This is a genomic window from Lacticaseibacillus manihotivorans DSM 13343 = JCM 12514 (genome assembly GCF_001435035.1).
In the GTDB taxonomy this organism is placed as follows: domain Bacteria; phylum Bacillota; class Bacilli; order Lactobacillales; family Lactobacillaceae; genus Lacticaseibacillus; species Lacticaseibacillus manihotivorans.
The window spans coordinates 23,997-42,370 of the sequence record NZ_AZEU01000133.1; the positions used below are offsets into that span (position 1 = coordinate 23,997).

The 18,374-nt window shown below is 47.8% G+C and carries 21 protein-coding genes; 3 read left to right on the forward strand and 18 right to left on the reverse strand.

What is annotated here, in order from left to right; genetic code table 11:
- From FD01_RS07405 to FD01_RS07445, 9 genes are all read right to left on the reverse strand, one after another.
- Nucleotides 1-1,375: immunoglobulin-like domain-containing protein (locus FD01_RS07405; RefSeq protein ID WP_082611756.1), on the reverse strand; the 1,375-nt coding region annotated here is incomplete at its 3' end.
- A gap of 5 nt (nt 1,376-1,380) precedes the next feature.
- Nucleotides 1,381-2,676, reverse strand: a complete 1,296-nt coding sequence (locus tag FD01_RS07410; RefSeq protein ID WP_056963509.1) for a hypothetical protein — start codon at nt 2,674-2,676, stop codon at nt 1,381-1,383.
- A 16-nt stretch (nt 2,677-2,692) separates the two neighbouring features.
- On the reverse strand, nt 2,693-2,911 hold the full coding sequence (locus FD01_RS07415; RefSeq protein ID WP_054715233.1) for a pilin: 219 nt from the start codon (nt 2,909-2,911) through the stop codon (nt 2,693-2,695).
- A complete protein-coding gene (locus FD01_RS07420) occupies nt 2,904-3,134 on the reverse strand; it encodes a hypothetical protein (RefSeq protein ID WP_054715231.1) in 231 nt (76 codons plus the stop codon). Before FD01_RS07420 ends, FD01_RS07415 begins: the two co-directional genes overlap by 8 nt.
- 216 nt (nt 3,135-3,350) lie before the next feature.
- Nucleotides 3,351-4,214: a pilin N-terminal domain-containing protein gene (locus FD01_RS07425; protein ID WP_054715228.1), complete on the reverse strand. Its 864-nt coding sequence runs from the start codon at nt 4,212-4,214 to the stop codon at nt 3,351-3,353.
- On the reverse strand, nt 4,201-5,037 hold the full coding sequence (locus tag FD01_RS07430; RefSeq protein ID WP_054715263.1) for a class C sortase: 837 nt from the start codon (nt 5,035-5,037) through the stop codon (nt 4,201-4,203). Before FD01_RS07430 ends, FD01_RS07425 begins: the two co-directional genes overlap by 14 nt.
- 3 nt (nt 5,038-5,040) lie before the next feature.
- Nucleotides 5,041-7,092, reverse strand: coding sequence for a SpaA isopeptide-forming pilin-related protein (locus tag FD01_RS07435; protein WP_056963511.1), 2,052 nt, complete (start codon nt 7,090-7,092; stop codon nt 5,041-5,043).
- Nucleotides 7,093-9,060, reverse strand: coding sequence for a thioester domain-containing protein (locus FD01_RS07440; protein ID WP_054715225.1), 1,968 nt, complete (start codon nt 9,058-9,060; stop codon nt 7,093-7,095).
- A gap of 86 nt (nt 9,061-9,146) precedes the next feature.
- Complete coding sequence (locus FD01_RS07445) at nt 9,147-9,764, reverse strand: sortase (RefSeq protein ID WP_225436182.1); 618 nt, start codon at nt 9,762-9,764, stop codon at nt 9,147-9,149.
- A 473-nt stretch (nt 9,765-10,237) separates the two neighbouring features.
- On the opposite strand from FD01_RS07445, the gene FD01_RS16070 reads away from it, so the two are divergent.
- Nucleotides 10,238-10,522, forward strand: coding sequence for a hypothetical protein (locus tag FD01_RS16070; protein ID WP_152164831.1), 285 nt, complete (start codon nt 10,238-10,240; stop codon nt 10,520-10,522).
- Between the two features lie 695 nt (nt 10,523-11,217).
- Here the strand turns inward: FD01_RS16070 and FD01_RS07455 are convergent.
- From FD01_RS07455 to FD01_RS07480, 6 genes are all read right to left on the reverse strand, one after another.
- Nucleotides 11,218-11,556 (reverse strand): hypothetical protein, encoded by a 339-nt coding sequence (locus FD01_RS07455; protein ID WP_016363138.1) that lies wholly within the window; start codon nt 11,554-11,556, stop codon nt 11,218-11,220.
- 2 nt (nt 11,557-11,558) lie between these two features.
- A complete protein-coding gene (locus tag FD01_RS07460; protein WP_003663028.1) occupies nt 11,559-11,789 on the reverse strand; it encodes a hypothetical protein in 231 nt (76 codons plus the stop codon).
- Entirely contained in the window at nt 11,782-11,976 is a 195-nt protein-coding gene (locus FD01_RS07465) for a hypothetical protein (RefSeq protein WP_016363139.1), read from the reverse strand. Before FD01_RS07465 ends, FD01_RS07460 begins: the two co-directional genes overlap by 8 nt.
- A 754-nt stretch (nt 11,977-12,730) precedes the next feature.
- Nucleotides 12,731-13,033 (reverse strand): hypothetical protein, encoded by a 303-nt coding sequence (locus FD01_RS07470; RefSeq protein ID WP_056963517.1) that lies wholly within the window; start codon nt 13,031-13,033, stop codon nt 12,731-12,733.
- Between the two features lie 123 nt (nt 13,034-13,156).
- Entirely contained in the window at nt 13,157-13,381 is a 225-nt protein-coding gene (locus FD01_RS07475) for a helix-turn-helix domain-containing protein (RefSeq protein ID WP_003663026.1), read from the reverse strand.
- On the reverse strand, nt 13,381-13,806 hold the full coding sequence (locus tag FD01_RS07480; RefSeq protein ID WP_003663025.1) for a sigma-70 family RNA polymerase sigma factor: 426 nt from the start codon (nt 13,804-13,806) through the stop codon (nt 13,381-13,383). Before FD01_RS07480 ends, FD01_RS07475 begins: the two co-directional genes overlap by 1 nt.
- 254 nt (nt 13,807-14,060) lie before the next feature.
- Here FD01_RS07480 and FD01_RS07485 point away from each other — a divergent pair, with 254 nt between their 5' ends.
- Nucleotides 14,061-14,366, forward strand: coding sequence for a MerR family transcriptional regulator (locus tag FD01_RS07485; RefSeq protein WP_056963519.1), 306 nt, complete (start codon nt 14,061-14,063; stop codon nt 14,364-14,366).
- A 128-nt stretch (nt 14,367-14,494) separates the two neighbouring features.
- Nucleotides 14,495-15,763: a site-specific integrase gene (locus tag FD01_RS07490; RefSeq protein ID WP_056963521.1), complete on the forward strand. Its 1,269-nt coding sequence runs from the start codon at nt 14,495-14,497 to the stop codon at nt 15,761-15,763.
- A 193-nt stretch (nt 15,764-15,956) separates the two neighbouring features.
- On the opposite strand, the gene rpsI is transcribed toward FD01_RS07490, so the two are convergent.
- From rpsI to FD01_RS07505, 3 genes are all read right to left on the reverse strand, one after another.
- Nucleotides 15,957-16,349 (reverse strand): 30S ribosomal protein S9, encoded by a 393-nt coding sequence (gene rpsI / locus FD01_RS07495; protein ID WP_054715218.1) that lies wholly within the window; start codon nt 16,347-16,349, stop codon nt 15,957-15,959.
- Between the two features lie 13 nt (nt 16,350-16,362).
- On the reverse strand, nt 16,363-16,809 hold the full coding sequence (gene rplM, locus FD01_RS07500; RefSeq protein WP_056963522.1) for a 50S ribosomal protein L13: 447 nt from the start codon (nt 16,807-16,809) through the stop codon (nt 16,363-16,365).
- Nucleotides 16,810-17,089: 280 nt separating this feature from the next.
- Nucleotides 17,090-18,374, reverse strand: a 1,285-nt coding sequence (locus FD01_RS07505; protein ID WP_235802941.1) for a transposase, incomplete at its 5' end; no start/stop codon positions are given.

The following is an 18,374-nucleotide window of genomic DNA, read 5'->3' on the forward strand; positions in this document are numbered from 1 at the left end:
ACGCAGACTCTTTAGCAGGATCACTAGTCGTTGGGGTATCTGAAGCTTGCACGGTAACGGTGGTGTCTGCGGTGGTTTGTTGCCCGAATTTATCGGTGACGGTGTAGGTGAGCTGATATTGCCCTGGCGTATTCGAATCAACGCCACCAACCAGGTCAACGCTGACGTCGCCATACTTGCTGCTTGCCGTAACATCGTGAATCTTTACAGGCTCACCCATCTTGACCGTGGCCGGAATCTTGCTGATATCTAGGGTTGGCTTATCAGCAAACACAGTGACCTCTTGTTTTGCCGTAGCAGTCGCGCCGTTGTCATCTGCAACCTGATAGGTCAAGTCATAGATACCAGGCTTTGACGTATCAACGCCACCACCGACGGCCACTCGGCCTGATAGGTCGCCGTCTTGGAAGTCCCGTGCCAGAACGCCACTCATCGCGTTAAACGTCGTGCCAACCTCAATCGACGTCTTGACGTGAGTGACGTAAAGCACTGGCGCGTCATTATAGATCACCACTTCACGCTTTGCGGTAGTCGTATGACCGAAACTATCCGTAACTGAATAGCTCACCCAATAATTTCCCGGAGTGTTCGTGTCAACGCCTGAAGCATCGACATGAACGTCATTGATCAAGTTTCCATCTTCAACATCACGCGCAGACACACCGGTGAGATATTTGATATTGCCTTGATGGGCGTGAAACTTTATTGTCCCCAAGGCCAAGATTACGGGTGCATAATCCACTTTAACCGGCGTCGGTTGGCCGGAGTTGCCACTGGTATCTGAGCCACCAGTATTTGCGCCTGTGGTCATTCCCCCATTGCTTGGCAATACAGGTGTCGTGTCTAAGTTAGACTGATCGTCAGTAGCATTCCCGGAAACATTATCCAACAGCGTCAAAACTGCGCCATCAGGGTTAGCATCAACAAACGTCGTCTCATCAACATTCTTTTCGGTCTTACCGTCATCATCATCGGCTAAAGCTTTTGCCGCCAAGGCGACGAACTCCTTAGTAGTGTCTGAGGTAATCGCCTTGGTCACCGCACCAACTGGATTGATGATGGCGTTCAAAATTTCATCGGTAGCACCCGTTTCATCTTCCCCGCCTAGCAGGGAATCCACTAGATTGTCCGCAGATTTCGATTGCTTAGCTTGCTTCGAAGAACCTGTCGCCGAGTCGATCAATGAATCAGACGAGCTCCGCTTTTTCGGGTGCTTCTTCAACGGTACTTGGATTTTTGCCGGGGCAGAATTGTTTTGATTGTTAGCAATGTTGTATGCAAACAAACCGCCACCTCCTAGCGCAACCGCCGAGAACAAAACGATTAGCGGCCACTTGCGGCGCTTCTTTTCATCCGCCTGTTGTTCAGGTTCCATTTATATCACTCTCCTAATGTTTGTAACTGATGCGTGAACGCCTGAACGTTAGCTGCCGCAGTCTTACGTTCGGTAGCGGTCTTCGTCTCGTCATCGGCGTCACGTTGATATTTTTCAATTGCTTGCTGATAAATACGACCAGTGTCGATGACCTTCTCCAATGACTTATTGTTCAGCGTCTTGTTGAGCGCCGTGGCTTCATCAAAGCGCGCTGTGTGAACATACCCCAGTGCAATCGCCAATGTGAGCTTGGAACTATTCAGATCCGCATTCAACACAGCTGCTTGATCCAGCTGATTGGTTTTCACATAGGCGATGGCAAGCATCGTCTTCCGCAAAATCGTCATCTTCGCTTGAGTAGACAGACCAACGACTTGAGAATACTTGGCCTGCTTGAAGGCCAGATCGAACTTGCCTTCGTCTGATGGATAGGTTGCAACGAACTTCTTCAAGGTCTTTTCACCACCAACAGACGCCAACTTACTCTCAATGGCAGCCCGTTTCTTCGGATATGCTTTAGCCGCGGCCAAGTATTCCTTCTTGGCAATCAATTCGGAGTACGTCAGTGGTTGATTCACGCTACTTAGAGCACCACGCCCGACCAAAAAAAGGATGCAACAAGCCGCTAATACACCCACTACCACGAAACACCGTCGGATGCCTACTGCACTTGGTCGCCAGTTGCGCTCACGAGCTACACGTTGTGGCTTGGTTTCATGTGGCTTTGGCGTGACGCCATCTGGTGCTTTCGCGGGAACTGGGTCTATGAAATTCTCGATTATCTCTCGCGCACTAGAGGTTTCCGGCTCAGCCGTTGCCAGCGCTGGATCAGTTTTTTCAAAATGCTCCCCAGAGTCTTGCTTTTGGGTTGAGCGATTGTCGAGCTGCGTCGGCTCACTCGTAGGCTCCTCAGGATGCACTTCTTGATCTGTTGATGCGTTATCGGTTGCCAGCTGAACTTTATTTTCGGTTTGTAGCTGTTGACCAAGTCGATCCAGAAACGTTTTCTTTTCAGCGGCCGGATAATCAGCGAAAAGATCCGACGACAATGTGTGTTGAACCACCGCAATCAAGTTATTGATGTAGGAAAGGTGCTTCCCAAACTCAAGCTGATCGACAAAGACACTTTCGTCATCATCACCATGAATCATCATCACAACAGACTCACTGAGTTGATGATCGATTGCATACTGTTCGGCCTCATTGAGCAAGCGTTGGGCAACGTTAAGCGAGTACCGATGCGACTTAGACTTCAGTACTCGACGTAGCTTACGTGCGCCTTGGAAACTAACAGAAAGCACGGTACTCACCTCCCTTTTAAGCCGCCTTCAGCCAGGATACGATGGCCGCGGCCGCAATCGTGATCAGCAAGCCAATCGCAACGTTTTTCAAACCATCGCGGGCTTGTTCAACTTTTTGCGGGTTCTTCTCCATGTGCGCCATGCCATAGATACCCAGCTTGACGGTTGCGTAAAGCCCTGCAATCGTCCCAATCGCGGTAATAATGTATTGCAGAATTGTGGTGACCTTACTCATGTTGTTGACTCCCTTCTACAGCACCGCCGTTTCCATTCAATGGATTTGCGGCAAGTGGATTCTTCGCAACTTGTCCTAATGCTTTCACGATGGTTTCAGTGTTTTCATCAATCACCGCTTGATACTGGTCATATAACCACTGATCCGGATCAACGCCATTGAGCTTTAAGACCGTCGTCGCAAGCTTCCGTGTCCGACTCAAATCACTTTTATTAACTGCCATAGCTACCTCCTATTTTTGGCTATTAATTGACGCGCTACCGATTGTTCAACGGCAACTCGTCGTTCTATTTTTTGACCTCTTGGCCAATGTCGTCCGAAGGAGTCAAACCTCCGCATCAGTGGCCTGATGGTATCGACGACAACAAAAAAGAGAAAGTCCAAAATTGCGACTTTCTCTCCATTGGATCAGGCTAAGCGACAAGCTCAGCACTAATCCTTATTCAGCTTTACGCTTCTTGACGACCACTCCAGCGCCAATAGCCCCTAGCGCTGCCAAACCCATGCCTGCCGCAGTCGTTCCTTCATTCAGCGTGTGGCCGGTTTGTTGTAACTTGGTAGTCGTCACCGGCTTGGGCGTGACCCCAGACTTGGGTTCGATCACCTGTTTTTCTGGAAAGTAACCATCGTCATCAGCTACCGGCAAAATCAGGGTGAAGCTGGCAGCTTGATCGACGCGACTCGGCGCAGACGTGTTAACAAACGTATACGCCTTGTAGCTGTGAGCTGGCACGGTAACTTGAACGTCCAAGACACCAGGTTCCCCGTTGACAGTTTTCGTCACACCACTAGTTACAATTTGATAACCATCAGCTTTGCCGGCTTCGGCACTTAACGTCAACTGGATCTGAGCCATGGCATCTGTATCTTTGGTATCGGCCTTTTGCGCTTTCACTAATTCATCAAATCGAGGCGTCACATCATAAACCTTCCAAGTCGATCCGTCGACGCCTGCATTAAGCGTGCTGGCAAGCTCTTTGTCCGCCGCACCCTCAATCGGGGTTACTTGATGAATCTCGATCACTTGTTTCACGGCTTGTTCTGCCTCAGCCGGTGTTAATGGCACTTTGGTTGCCGTCGCCACTTCGGTTTTTGAACTATTTGCGTTTGATTCAGAATCTTGAGTGATCACGTTTGCTTCATCGCTGCCCGTTTCAGAAGCATCGCTGTTTATAACGCTTGAGCTACTAGCCGCTGCGACACCAGTATCAGTCGATGCAAACACGGTCGCACTTGAGCCCATACTCAGCGCGACGCCACAAATCAATAGCGCCGAGACGACGCTTTGCTTACTTAGTTGCATTGTTTCCCTTCTTTCTCCATTTCGTGATAATGAACGCCATCAACGGAATCGCCAATAAGATTACCGCCACAATCAGCTCAAGTCGATAATTCATCAAGTAAGCCCAAAATGAGACCTGCTTTTGCTGACCGTCATAAGGGACTCGCTTGGCCGTAACGTGTAGTCGCTGCTTGTTCTGAAGCAACGGATAACAAGTGATCAACGTCAACAAGTCTTGCCCGGGCTTAGGCGTTAGGTCTTTGACATAAGTCGGCGCGTGCACGCCGTCACCTTGCTTGACGCGATTGATGACTTGATACTCCAGCATCTTCTTACCAGCCTTGAGATAAATCTTGTCACCGTTTCTCAGATCAGAGATCCAAGTAAACAAAGGCTTGGCCTTGCCCGAATGACCATCAATAACCGCATGCGTTCCAGCACCGCCACCTAAAGGCGATGAAGCCGGCAACCAACCCGCACCGATCTCCAATGCCGCATCAGATGAATTGGAAAATATTGGCAAGCGTAAGGCAATTTTTGGAATCATGACCGCGCCAATGGTCTTCAACTGCTGATCCTGCAAGTTGATGGCACTGGTCGTCCCGCGCGTTTGCTTTTGGGCTTGTCGCTCGATCACTGCGCCTTGATGGTCTAGGCTATTGATATCAATCTGTTGTTGGCGATAAATTTCAAATTGCGTGTATCCGTAGTACCCGACTGCACTCACCACGACGACTAGACAAGCCACAAACAAGATCAGCGCGCTACGACGCCGTCTGCGATTGTGGTACGATTTTGACTTCGCCGCCGTTTCCAATATTGTCTTTGGTTGTCTATTTGGCATATACTAGGCCACCTTGTGCTTCTTGACCTCGTAGACACTAACCGCCGCGACCCCAGCAATAACGACAATGCTAATGGCAATCAACGCCTTGAATTCATTGGACCCTGTATTTGGCAAGGTCGGCTTGGCATCGTCGCTGGCAACATAGACCGTGTTGGTGTAGGTGTTCGGGCCAACGACGAATTTCTGGCTATGATTATTGAGTTCATAACCAGTTGGCGCCTTCACTTCTTGGAGCACGTAATTGCCGGCAATCAAGCCCTTAATAGCAAAGTTCCCATCCTTATCGGAAGTCAAAATCCCTGCTGTGACGTTAGCGGCCTTATCGACCCATTGGGCTTCCGCAATCGCATCATCGTCAGAACCGTCTTTGAAGCCATTGAAGAACTTGCCATTCGCATTTTGGACAACAAACTGGGCCCCTTCAAGTGGCGTGCGTGCGATTCCAGTCCCAAAGAGACCCGAAGACTGCTTCGTGAACCGCGCACCATACGTGTAGACTGGAACCTTGTGCTTGATGTGGCGGGTATGCTGCTTGCCGACATTGAGCGGATGGTTCTGATAGCCCAGGTCGAAGGTGTTGTACAAGGCAGAGTCGATCACCGCGTCGTTGTTGATCACTTCCGAGTAGGTGAGATTGATATCGCCACCTTGATACTTAGCCACAGTATCAGACACCTTGCCATCATTGACAATGAATTGAATCTTGTAGCCTCGACCATCAGCAAGGTCAGTCAGAGTATAGTCAGTGCCTTCTTTTAAGGTCACGTCGCCATCATCGACTTTGCCATTGCTATTAATATCAATAGTCGCTTTGAAGTTCGCTTCCGCACGATCCCAGGTCAACCCTGCATCGGCAGTATCAGTCCCTTCAAAGACCCCATAAGGCTCGGTGATATAGGATTGACCAGCAATCTCACTACCGGTACCACCATTGATATCGTTTGGAATATGAATCGCGGTCTTGAAGTCCGCTAGTGTCCCTTCGGTAAAGGAATTGTGGTCATCTTCCAAAGTCTTTTGCATGTCTGGCGCATGGTAGTTCATCACATCTGCGTGTAGCGTACTTGGATCCACACCGTCTTCACCGATACTAAAGGTTAGTTTGTTGGCACTGTCGTTGCGCGCGTCTGCGCCTAACAGGTAGGTTGCATCGCTATCACTATCAATATCCGCAACGTCTGACGACGATTCTTCCACGAAGTAGTAGTCGCCTCGGACCAAGCCACTGACAGTCAACGCACCGTTGGCATCTGTCTTAACGACAGTTCCGGTCGCTTTGCCAGAACCCGGCTTCCCCGTGTACAGCTGGAATGGAATCCCCGGCAAGTAACTGGTTTTACCGTCCCCAGAAGGGCTATCGCCATGCTTAGTCAACGTAAACTTCAGCTGTTGCACGATGTTCTTAGGATACCCATTGGATTCGGTTTGCCATGCTGTCCCCGCCGTATTCGTCAGTGGCAGGGCAACAATGATTGGCTGTGAGATCTGAGTGACGAGCCCTTTGGGGTGAGTGGTTTCAATGATCGCCCACACATGATGCTCACTGTTGTCATCACTGGCAGCGAGATTTTTAAAGGTGGTAATGGACCCGCTAGTGATGAACTGTTCAGCTGTCTTCGTCTGGGCATTCTTAATGTAATAATTTCCAGTTGGATCCTTAGCAATGTCATCGCCAATAGCCTTTAATCCTGCATCGGTCATGTCGCCGGACTCAATTGTGTTGGTGATGTCATAAGCCGTATAGCCGACCTTCCCATATTTAGCGGGATCAAAGTCGGTCGTATCGTTATTCCACGACTGAGCGTTGCCATCGTCAACCACTGAGGCTTGTGTCTTCCCCAGCAGCGTCATACCTTTATGAACAGTGTAGTTGACGGTCGTCGGTGCCAGCCGAGCGAAATCACTGTTGGCGTCGAGTTGCACTTCCGCAGCATGTACGGTTGAGCTGTTCGTGGCATTGATTACAAAAGCACTCCCGGCCCCCAAGGCCAAAGCCACACCACAAACAGTAAAGGCTAACCGTAGATGCTTTACTTTCTTCACTTGATTCATTTAGTTGTTCCCCTTTTTCTTGTTGATCACTAGTGAGACCCCAACAGCAGAAGCACCAAGCACAGCAACGATCAAAATGACTGCTAATTTTGCAGCATCTTGCGAGCCCGTGTTTGGAAGCTTGATTTTGGATTGATTGACGACAGCGTAGGTGTTGTTCGCGCCAGTGTCGCCAGCCGAGATTGCACTACCCTTCGTCAGCAGTTGATGATCCTTATCAGTCGAGATTTCATCGAAATAGTAAGTTCGATCTGTCTTGGAAGCAGGCTTCACAATATTAGACCAAGTCGCAATCCCCTTGGCATCCGTCGTCGCCACGTAGTCTTGTAAGCTATCTGAATAGCCTGATTGATTAGGAAAAACGACAGTCTTCCCATCCGCAGCCAACTTCAAGAACTTCCCTGCCATCAAGTTAGCCTTGGTATCAGAAATCTTGAATTTGATGCCCGCAAGATCCTTTCCTGTTTCATCAGTTTTATGAATCGAGATCTGATCTGGGATCACCTTGTCCTTAACCGTGAGTGCATTGGTATTGGCATAGCCGTCTTCTTTGGTCCGAGTGAATGTTCCAGAAACGACAGCACTATTGAGCTGATAACCCTTTGGTGCAGTCGTCTCAACTAAGGTATACGCATCACCAACCGCAAAGTTGGCACTGGATACTGCGATACCGTTACTGTCAGTCGTCAATGTTTCAGAGATTCCCGTTGTGGTATCCGTCAATTTGAAGACTGCCCCAGCAAACGTATTACCGTTCTCCGGATTGGTACCGGTGAGACTGTCTTGCTTGTTGACTTTGATGCGAGCATGGTAAATATAGTTGTCCTTAATGGTTACGGCAGTCTGCACCGATGCAGCACTGTAAGTCGTATCGCCACTAGCATGCGTGAATGTTCCGGTTACTGGCGTGGTATTCAACTTGTAGCCAGCTGGTGCTTTGGTTTCAACGATGCTATAGCCGTCACCAATCGCATGCTTGCCACTCACCGCAGTCCCCGACGCATCTGTGGTCAAGGTTTCTGTGGCACCAGTTTTGGTATCTGTCAGTTTGAACGTGGCACCGGCAAAGGTTGCGCCGTTTTGTGCTGTGCCTGTTTCAGCATCTTGTTTTGTCAACTTAACGGTCCCGTAATGGATCACGTTCACATTGACCGTGAACTTCTTAAACGTTGGATCAATCTTTGGCAGGATCACCGATTGAAAACCAGGACGTGAATACAGCAAAGCAGCCCCTTCATATGTGGCTGCAATGTTATCAGCGAACTTGATGGCACCGCCAGACACCACCGCATTATTGGCAGCGGTGATATTAAGCGTATTTCCAGAGATAGACGCTTTGAGTCCTGCGGGTGTGGCCGTTGCCGTTGAAGCGTATGTGCCCAACGTACCATTGGTGTCGTTCAATGCCTTGGTAGTCCCAGCATCAATATTGACCGTCGTGTTATTAAACGATGGTGCTTTGTCGTATGCCGCAACCTTAGCATTCACGTTCGCCTTCCAAGCGTTGTACTGTGAGGTCAGTGGAGAGCTAACGTAAGTGTCGCCCAGATACTGCCAAATTGCCCACTGCGTAAACATTTCGTTGGTATACGTATGCGCTTGCGCATAGTATCCGTAATATGCGATCTCTGAAATATGCTTATGCTGCGCATCAGTTACTGTCGTGGCCGCAAAGCCTGTGTTCAGGTTGTTGTTTAAAGGCGCGCCGAGTTGGACACAAAATAATACCGTGCCATTCGCCGACCCATCACGCTTACGCCACCAACCGTCCTCAGTAATAGATGTCCCACTAGCAGTCTTCCATTTAGACGATGTCGCCAGATCCGCAGCTCCTGAATTGATCCAAACTGAGGCAGCGTGTGTGGTGTGCACGTTGGAGAACCCAAGGGTCGCAACAAAAGCAATCAAACCCATAAAAATAAGCGCCAACGTTTTTAGACGTGGGCGCTTGCACAAAACATTGTGCATAAAAATTCCTCCTCGTGAGTTGTCGATTTCGAGAGTCAGCAACCCTGGGGTTCAGCTCGAATCCTTCGCATTCATTTCCTCCTAACTTACTTGACTGTCAACTGTGTCTGAACGTGATCACGAACCCCAGACTTGGTTAACTGAACTTTGATCAACTGTGCTTGGACGACATAACGAATCGTCGGATGTTTATCTTTCGTATAGGGGCAGGTATATAGGTGTAATTGCCTTGGTTCTCCAACGTCTCCTTGAGCGGTCACCGTTGTGTCAGTTGCTTTCACGGTATACGCTTTATCCGCTCGATAGGTGTACTTTGCCTCATGTGTGTAGAGATACACCAAACCGCCAGCACCCTTGTCGCCTTTGTAGTCACTGGGACGGTATGGTGCACCATCATGAACAACATAGCCAGATGATGTCCTGAGCTTGAAGAGATTACTGAACCAGACTCCGGAGACGTAGCTGGAATGGCCGGCAATAATGAAATTGTTGTTTACATTGCCACTACCATAGACCCCATAGTTCAGGCCACTCGGTGTTGCATAGACCGGCTGGTAGATACCGACTGAAGGCACACTGACGACATTTTCAGGTAACCTGTGACCCTTTGAATTCGATGTATGCATCGTTTTCTTAAACGTTTTGGCGGTAGTCTCCGCTTGATGCGAATCGATTATCTCTTGTACGGTTGATCCTGCGGCCAACCAAAGGCCAGCCACACATATGACTAGAGTCAACCATACTTTCCGGCGATGTTGCTTCATCTTGCTATGTTGAGCGATAACTTTCACCTCCAAGACAAAAAAGGACGACCAGAAGAATTCCCAGTCGCCAACAGTCGTGCAATCTGTACACTAAATAAGTTTCTTATTAATCACCGAGCGTGGTGGGTTCCCATGACCATTCCATTGAACCGTCGCTCATATACACGGAGAAGACGTGTCCCGCGTCATACGTGTCACTCGCCATTACCGCCGCAACCTCTGCGGATCGTGCCGCTTCAAACGTCTTAAACAGGCCACCAGAGCCAACCCGCTCCGTAGCGTGGACGGCCGTCGGTGGGGTTACGGGCTTAGTGTTTGTCGTCGTCGGCGATGAACTAGTCGTTGGTTTCGTAACCGGCGCGGTGGTGTAACTCGCACTCGAAGCAACAGGCCCGGACTTCGCCGGTGAACTTATGACCTGCTTCTGTGCTGACGTTGTCGTCTGGCCATACGAATTAGCCCTGCCTGCTGTGCTTGCAGAAGCACTCGACTTGGTCGCCCTAGCAGTTTCTGTGTTAGAAGACCCTTTAGCACTGGAAGAACGCTTGGTTGTAGTCGCCTTTCCAGTAGCGCTACTAGTCCTAGACTTACTCGAAGCGTTTGACCCACTGCCAATCACCCATCCATGTTTGACATCAGTCTTAGATTTTTCCTGCTTGCCGTTCTCAGTACTCGTCTTAGATTCATCTGATCCATGAACGTGCTTCTTGTTTGAACTAGCCTTATCTTTGTCAGTTGTACGAGAGCTTGCCCTTTGACTCTTTGAGAGTGCTGTCACTTGAGTCTGAGTTTGACTGGATTTAGGCCCTTTTGATCCACAACCGGCAAGTGACAATATCGAAACACTTGTGAACACTATGGTGAATGTAGCCGCAATTTTCTTCATTGTCATCCTCTCCGTCCACTTCTCGCTCCCGCTTTAACAATTAAAGAATACGCCACGCCCACCAGCTTGTCACGAACGTGCAATCCCTTGTGCAACAATGAATTAGCTGACTTGTGGATAACTTTTTCACCTTTACCACCCTAAGTTTCAGTGATAAACGTCGCCAAAAGGAGTCGAACCTCTCCTTGCTGAGAACCTCAGCGTCACCGGAAGCAACATGACTGACCTTGATTTGCGGTCAAGATCAGCGACAACAACAGGGGGACTGAAATTGCCAAGACAGAACTAAGGCAAGCTCTGACAGAGAACAAAACTACCAGCATCACTGCTGGTATGCTGCCGAAGGGAATCGAACCCTTCCACGCACCATGGACAACACGTCACCGCCATAGTTAGGACGATAACAATCCTGAGGAGTGAGACTCTGCGCGATCGTTTTCCGCCGATCAATCTGGAGTCTGTTTCATTGCGCATGAAAAAATCCGCTCCACCAAGTTGTTTAGACGATTACAATTTGGCTAAGTGCCATGCGACAATCCCCGATGCAAGAATACATGCTTGCTTAGCAGTCTCGTCACTTAGCGGTGCAAGCATCCGTTGACGCGTATCTCGTCGATCATCTCGCAGCAAGTAAATCAAGTCATGGTTTACATCTTCAAGCGAGACTTCCTCTTGATTCTTTTGCAGAGTAGCGAGCACTGCGGTGTAAGCCTGGTGTGCTGCATTCAGCCAATATGGATCACTAAAATTCCGCGTCTTATCTGCGGAAAGTGAGCCAATCATCGCTTGAGCTAACGCGTCGAACTCAAAGGCACTATCTACTGTTGTTAAATTTTCATCCTGCATCTTTACTGATTCTCCTTGTCTATCCTCTCTGCCTTGGTTGACGAGTCCAACAGGATCGTAATTGTCGCCAATACTACGGTTCCCACAAAGAGGATCCCAACGACCAGCATTCCCAGCAGCCATGACGTGTGCCCAAAAACAAACAATACAATATTCTCGAAAAACAGTGCATCATCAAGAATTACACCAAACACAGTCCATCTTGTCATTCGCTGAATCATTGCTTCACGCATGTTTTCGCCTCCGGCCAGCTACATGAGTTACAAAACCACGCTGGATCAACATCGCTTCACACTCGATCAAGCGGCGCACCATTTCTGATGAACTCTCACCGGTCGAATGACAAATCATTTGGATCTCGTTGGCAGTCGTTGGCGTTAGCGTAAACTGACGCCGAAATTTGTCCTTACTAACGACCATTATGTCCCTCCATCAGCTAATCATGCAATCGCTTCACGACATCCAATCAAGGTGACGTCACTCAGCCTTGTTATTCACCATTGGTGACGTCACCTTACTCCAATATGTGGTAGCAAGGAATCGAACCCTGCTCTCCCAATCTTCTCGGCGGTCCTACGACCACACCATTATTTTCCAACGCACACGTCCTGTTCACCTCTATCACAGGAAGGTAGACGGCATCAGGTTAGCCGACGACCTGGGGGCAGTTCCATCACGTCTTGCACCAACACGCTTCAACGTGTTAGCCAACTAAGGCAATAGTTCCCCGAGCAATGTGCCATACTGCTTCCCGTTTGGGCTTCTAGCACTGCCTATGCGTTGGTTTATTCCTTTGGCAGCAACCGCAACGGTATGGCGCGTGGCGGGCTAGGTTCTTGTGCTATTCAGATTTCAAAGAACATGGCTGTACACGACGATTTGTCGTGCACTCACGACTACCACCAACTCCGTAAAGTTGGTGGCACCCGTGACGTGCGTTAATACTCAGGTTTGATACGGTATCACCTTGCGAACTTCAGCCTATGTTGGCCGAAATCAACGACTACGATTAGCCGAAAACATCTTAGCCACTGCTTTGCGCATAGCGAGGTAATCGGCGTCATCATCCGGCGCCTTGACTATTGAGCCGTAACGAGCCTCTAACACCCAAAGCTTTGCTTCCCACTCTGGAATTTTTCGATGGGGATTAAGGTTAACTGACATCTTCAGCACCTCACTTAGGAACAAATGCAATACGATCAAGGCGATCATCTGACTTGCGTCGTCTTGCAATGATCCGCCGATTTCCATCAAGAACGATCCTTGCTTTGCGATATATTTCACTCAGTGACAGGATCACCACTTTGTTTGCTTCAGGGAATGCCTGTAACGTGAAATAACCGTTATCGTTGTTGATCCACTCTCGACCTAGACTATCTTCAACAAATATTCCTTGCTGCATCATGTCCGTTATCGAGAATCGGGATACTCGACGCTCATGAAATTTTCGCCGATCAAAACGCCGGCTGTCACTCATCGCTACCTCCTCTCTACACAATATCTACTCGCGCGGCACCGGACCAGCTGGCGTTTAATACGGGGGAAGAGTTCACGCCACTATCGTAGATATATATGTATTGGCAGTTTGCATATTTAACGGCTAATGACCTCCACCGTTTAAATAAAGGTCCAAATCAAACGCTTGAATCATGATGAAAACCAATAAGTACAAGCTTTGGGATTCGTCTTCATCAATATGAGCTCGCCCATACCGGGCATTGTACTCAATCAACGGCTTAAAATCCTTCATCAGCTTTTTCATTGCTATTGGATCACCTGACTGAGCCTTCCGAATGGTAGGAACAAGATTACGTGCTTGCTTCATTAGTTACCCCCATTAGCATCGTCTTGATAAACTTTCAGCAGTTTTTGATATAACCGGTGCCGCAGTTTACTAATTGCCGACCGACTACGGCCTAATAAGCTTCCAATTTCGGCATCCGTCATGGTCTCAACAGTCTTACAATAAATAACGAATTTTTCCTCGTCATTTAATCGTGCGATAGCATCTGATAGCCGATCGTTCACAATATAATCTTCGAGATGCGGAATCTGATTGATTGGAATCGTCTCAAGCAGCCGTGCTGGTTGACGAAGTTGTAATCGATCCATCAATTGGAGTTCCATTGGGTAAATCGGTATCGCTTTGGCTTGCATATTTCGCTTACGGTAGGAATCGATTCGAGCGTGGCGCACACCGCTCGTAATAAACTGAACGAATATCCTTGAAACCTCTAGTTCGGTTCTCATATCTTGCCTCCTGTAATTGTGCTTTCCCCCTTCACCAATTACAGTCGAAAAAAAACATGAATATGGGACATCGAATTCAAAAATATTTATTATTTGCTACCTCATACCGAATAACACGGTCTCATCAGCCACGAAAAAAAAGCCCTACTGAAAAAAATCAGCAGGGCTGTCCCATTTTCACCAAAAATTTCGACTGTACCTATGAGAGGGTCTACAAGCGCAGAAATAGACCGTATACCAGGAGGTACTAATTCATGGAAGTATCAAATCAAAACATACTATCAGTGGTATTAGCGGATGAGCAGCTCACTAAGCTTCGCGAAGAAATCTATCAAATGATTCTAATGGAGACCAAGCGGGTGCGCGCTGACATGCTGGTAAATGTTCGCTACCTTTCAAAAAAAGAAGCTTGCGAATATTTAGGGATTGCATTCAACACACTAACTATTTGGATCGAGCTCGGACTACCACAGATTGTCATAGGTGGAACTATCCGTCTAGACCGATTCGAAATTGACAAGTGGATGCACACGATGTCAGAGCATCCCAAAAAATTCTAAGCACTTATGCACAACTTATCCACAGGCGAAAATCGACAACTGTGCAACTTCAATCGGTAGATGGTATGATGACCTCGTAGTTTTCTTACGTTCTACCGTCGTGCCACTGACTGTAGGAGGTAAATGATATGACTATTAACGAAACAAAGGCTGGTAACTACCGCGTTGAAGTGTTTTTCCCAAAAAACGTACGAGAAATTCTCGCGAACGGAGAATCACGCTTTCGCAAGACCGTTCCAACCAAGGCCGAGGCGCAACGTCTAGAAAGGGAGATACAAACAAAAATTGAAACCGTGACACAAACCGGAACTGATCGCGTTATGTCACTCAAAGGAGAGATATCATTCAAGGATTTTTATGAAACACTTTGGCTACCACTCTATGAAGCTGGTGGTAGCGGGCGTATTCGAACAATTCCAACTAAAGCAACAGTTGACCAAACCAAGAACATTTTCCGGCTTCACTTGCTCCCTCTATTCGGAAAGTACTCACTGACCTATCTCAATGAGCATAACCAGATTGTCATGGAAGAATTGGCAATCTTAGGAGAGCAATACGCTAATATCAGAACCATCAAAAGTTACGTCGGTCAACTTTTTGATGTAGCTGAAGCAGCAGACTTCATCGAAGTTAACCGAATTGCCAAAATTTTGCGTTTTGTCAATTCACCAAAGAAAAAGCGGCTTCATGATAAGCGTGTTGCTGAAGGTGAAGCTCTGACTGCCGATGAATTGATTGCTTGGATTGATGCTGCAAGAACCGACCTCGAATCTGGAAAACTTTCAGAAGAAGAATATCTACTTTTCGTGCTAACATTGAATCTTGGCGATCGTAAAAGCGAATCTTATGGGTTGCGTTGGCGCTATGTTGACCTAGAGAATGGATATATCTATGTCATGAATGCCCTAAACAAGCATAAGGAACTTGGTCCCACAAAAGGACACAAGCAAACCAAAATTCAGGTGCCGGATTTCATCATCGCATTACTAAAAAAATGGAAGGAGCATCAAGCTGATCAATTAGCCTCAGTAGGCATCACGAACCTAGATGGCGAACAGTTTGTCTTCACCTATACGGACAACAGAGGGCACATGAACCAGCCGCTACATGCCGACTTTTTAAATTACCGTCTCAACTCCATGCAAAAGCGACATCCAGCGCTGAAACATGCCTATCCCCACAAGCTACGTCACACTTACTCGACGTTAGCATTGGAAGGAGGCGCCACTATGGAAGCTATTTCCGCTGCTCTTACGCATTCCGACGTGGCGACGACTCGTATCTACGTGAACACGCCAGATATCGTCAACCTAACGACCAACAACATGTTTGCGAAACGAATTGCGGAAGCGCGTGCCAAGGCAGAAGCCAAAGAAAAGACATCACATTTGTCATGAACACGCCCAACGCAACGTAAAAACTCACCGACCAATTTGATTAACAATTACGAGCAAAAAAAAATCGGCCCAAAATCGGACCAATTTGTAGGAGAAAAAAAGTGATTGAGCGGAAATCCGCCCAACCACTTTTGTAAAAGAAATTCGCAGGAACGCCGTTGTACCGGTATTCCTTGAGCGATAATCGAATGGATTAACGCTTTGAGAATTGACTAGCCTTTCGGGCTTTCTTAAGACCTGGCTTCTTACGTTCCTTCATACGAGGGTCACGAGTCAGCATACCGCCGCGCTTCAAAGCACCACGGAAGTCTGGGTCAACAGTGAGCAACGCACGGGCGATACCGTGACGAGTTGCACCGGCTTGGCCAGTGTAGCCGCCGCCGTTGACGTTAACAAGGACATCATATTGACCAGTGGTTTCGGTCATGCCGAAAGGTTGAGTCATGTCCAAGATCAAGTGTTCATATGGTAAATAGTCGTGAACGTCTTTGCCGTTCATCGTGATTTTACCAGTGCCAGGTACTAAGCGTACGCGGGCAACAGAGTTTTTGCGGCGACCAGTGCCGCTGTAAGATACTTGAGCCACAGTTGTATCCTCCTTAGATTAAGTTCGTGATGTCGAGTACTTCAGGCTTTTGGGCAGCATGAGAATGATCTTCCCCTGCATACACATGAAGCTTCAAGAATTGTTGATGGCCAAGAGTGTTCTTGGTTGGCAACATCTTCTTGACGGAGTATTCAACCAAACGAGCAGGGTTGTTAGCAAGCAAGTCGCCAGCGACTTCATGCTTCAAACCACCTGGATGTTGGCTGTGACGGTAGTAGATCTTGTCAGAGGCTTTTTTGCCAGTTAACTTCAACTTGGAAGCGTTGATCACAATGACGTTATCGCCAGTGTCAACGTTAGGGGTAAAGGTCGGCTTGTATTTGCCACGCAAGATGCTGGCAACCACTGAGGACAAACGGCCTAAGCTGATGTCCGTTGCGTCGACGACATACCATTTGTGTTCAATTTCGCCTGGCTTAGCCATGAATGTTGTACGCACGATTTGTTTCCTCCAAAAATTGTTCAGTGAGTGTTTGACACGTTAAGTTTCCGGGGCTTATCGTGGGGCAAACAATACCAATTGCTACTATAGCGCAAATCGCCGCCTGCGTCAATGAAAATGTCTTTGAGTTTACCCATTTTACAATGTCCACCTTGCAGTTCCAGGCAGTTGCTCTTGAAATAGCTGGTATTAATTGCGCTTGCTAGTTTCTAGCGTTCAGAGCGCACACTAAATTGAACGTCCATTTCTGCACGCTTAAACCGTTTAGGATTAACTGCTAAATTGCCAAACGTAATTGGCCCGGATTACGACGATGCTCGATGTGTTTGTAATGTCGAACTCCGACCAAATCATCCTTGAGTATCGCTGTTAACCCCCGGATATAGCGATACAACTGGAATTTAACATTTTCACGCAAACATCGTGCCCGCTGATATATTATCTCGTTTAATAGGGGCGCGGCTTCAATCCTCATCGCGTGGTGGCCTAGCAAATACGTAATTAGCCGGTGAATTAACCGAATAGAATTCAGCGTAAGCGTCCGTACTTTCTCTAAGCCGTATTCCTGCTTCTGGACGCGGAACAGTTCTTCGATGCGCCAACGGGTGATGTACCCTTTCACAATCTGCAAAACAGCCGCCTTACTGCTTATCGTCTTGTTCGTAAGCAGCTTCATCGGCTTCTTGCCGTAGCCATAAACAATCACCATATAGAATGATTGCTTTGGAAAACTTGGCAAAGTAACTTTGAGGTGACTTATTTTCAGGTGATAGTTTTTGCCCTTTATCTGGCTATCAAATGCAATTTTACCTTTGTGGCGCTGGGCCAATTCAGGCACCTTGTAGGCCTTTCCCTTTCTCTTAATCCAACGTTTGTCGGTGAGACGCATGATAAAATCGGTTTCCTCAGTGCTCAAGAAGGTGATTATATCGTTAGCGTCATATCCGCGGTCCATCACAACCGTGTAGCGCTTGTTATTGAACAAACGCTTAACCCTATTCAAGCCCTTATAAGTTTCAACATTGGCACTGACAAAGTCAGTTTCCTCTGCCGAAAACAAATGTGAATAAATTGGAATGGGGTGCTTCGTCTTTGGGGAAGCAATTGTGATGTTGGTCGTGAGATAGCCTTTTTCAGTTCCACCCTTTGAGCCGTCATGGACACGTGCCAATCCCTCAAATTGTTCACCGTAAGGCTTTGTAATATCTGAATTGTCGACCATAACCAACATATCGTCCTCAACTTGGGATTGAACTAGGTCCAAGTAGTTCTGATCCAGCTTGATAAAGTCATTAAAGCTGGCGGCGTTGCGGCTTAGGCGCTTAATGGTAGCACTCAGGGGAACTTCTTCGCCCAGCGAACGACTAATGTCAGATAAGATCGGTGAAGCACCTTTAGCAACTCCATAAACCATGTCCAGAATAAACTTGGCCACCGGTTTGGAAAGACCTTTCGTCAGCTGATTCGAAAATTTTACGATTTCTCGTTTTGATTGGAAGATTACGGATCGCAAATTGCAAGAACAAGTTAGCCACTCCGTGGCACGACACCGTGAGGCGAAC

Coding starts and splice junctions, on each gene's coding strand:
- FD01_RS07415 (WP_054715233.1), bottom strand. CDS start 2,911: ATGAGTAAGGTCACCACAATTCTGCAATACATTATTACCGCGATTGGG.
- FD01_RS07420 (WP_054715231.1), bottom strand. CDS start 3,134: ATGGCAGTTAATAAAAGTGATTTGAGTCGGACACGGAAGCTTGCGACG.
- FD01_RS07425 (WP_054715228.1), bottom strand. CDS start 4,214: ATGCAACTAAGTAAGCAAAGCGTCGTCTCGGCGCTATTGATTTGTGGC.
- FD01_RS07430 (WP_054715263.1), bottom strand. CDS start 5,037: ATGCCAAATAGACAACCAAAGACAATATTGGAAACGGCGGCGAAGTCA.
- FD01_RS07435 (WP_056963511.1), bottom strand. CDS start 7,092: ATGAATCAAGTGAAGAAAGTAAAGCATCTACGGTTAGCCTTTACTGTT.
- FD01_RS07440 (WP_054715225.1), bottom strand. CDS start 9,060: ATGCACAATGTTTTGTGCAAGCGCCCACGTCTAAAAACGTTGGCGCTT.
- FD01_RS16070 (WP_152164831.1), top strand. CDS start 10,238: ATGACCTGCTTCTGTGCTGACGTTGTCGTCTGGCCATACGAATTAGCC.
- FD01_RS07455 (WP_016363138.1), bottom strand. CDS start 11,556: ATGCAGGATGAAAATTTAACAACAGTAGATAGTGCCTTTGAGTTCGAC.
- FD01_RS07460 (WP_003663028.1), bottom strand. CDS start 11,789: ATGCGTGAAGCAATGATTCAGCGAATGACAAGATGGACTGTGTTTGGT.
- FD01_RS07465 (WP_016363139.1), bottom strand. CDS start 11,976: ATGGTCGTTAGTAAGGACAAATTTCGGCGTCAGTTTACGCTAACGCCA.
- FD01_RS07470 (WP_056963517.1), bottom strand. CDS start 13,033: ATGAGTGACAGCCGGCGTTTTGATCGGCGAAAATTTCATGAGCGTCGA.
- FD01_RS07475 (WP_003663026.1), bottom strand. CDS start 13,381: ATGAAGCAAGCACGTAATCTTGTTCCTACCATTCGGAAGGCTCAGTCA.
- FD01_RS07480 (WP_003663025.1), bottom strand. CDS start 13,806: ATGAGAACCGAACTAGAGGTTTCAAGGATATTCGTTCAGTTTATTACG.
- FD01_RS07485 (WP_056963519.1), top strand. CDS start 14,061: ATGGAAGTATCAAATCAAAACATACTATCAGTGGTATTAGCGGATGAG.
- FD01_RS07490 (WP_056963521.1), top strand. CDS start 14,495: ATGACTATTAACGAAACAAAGGCTGGTAACTACCGCGTTGAAGTGTTT.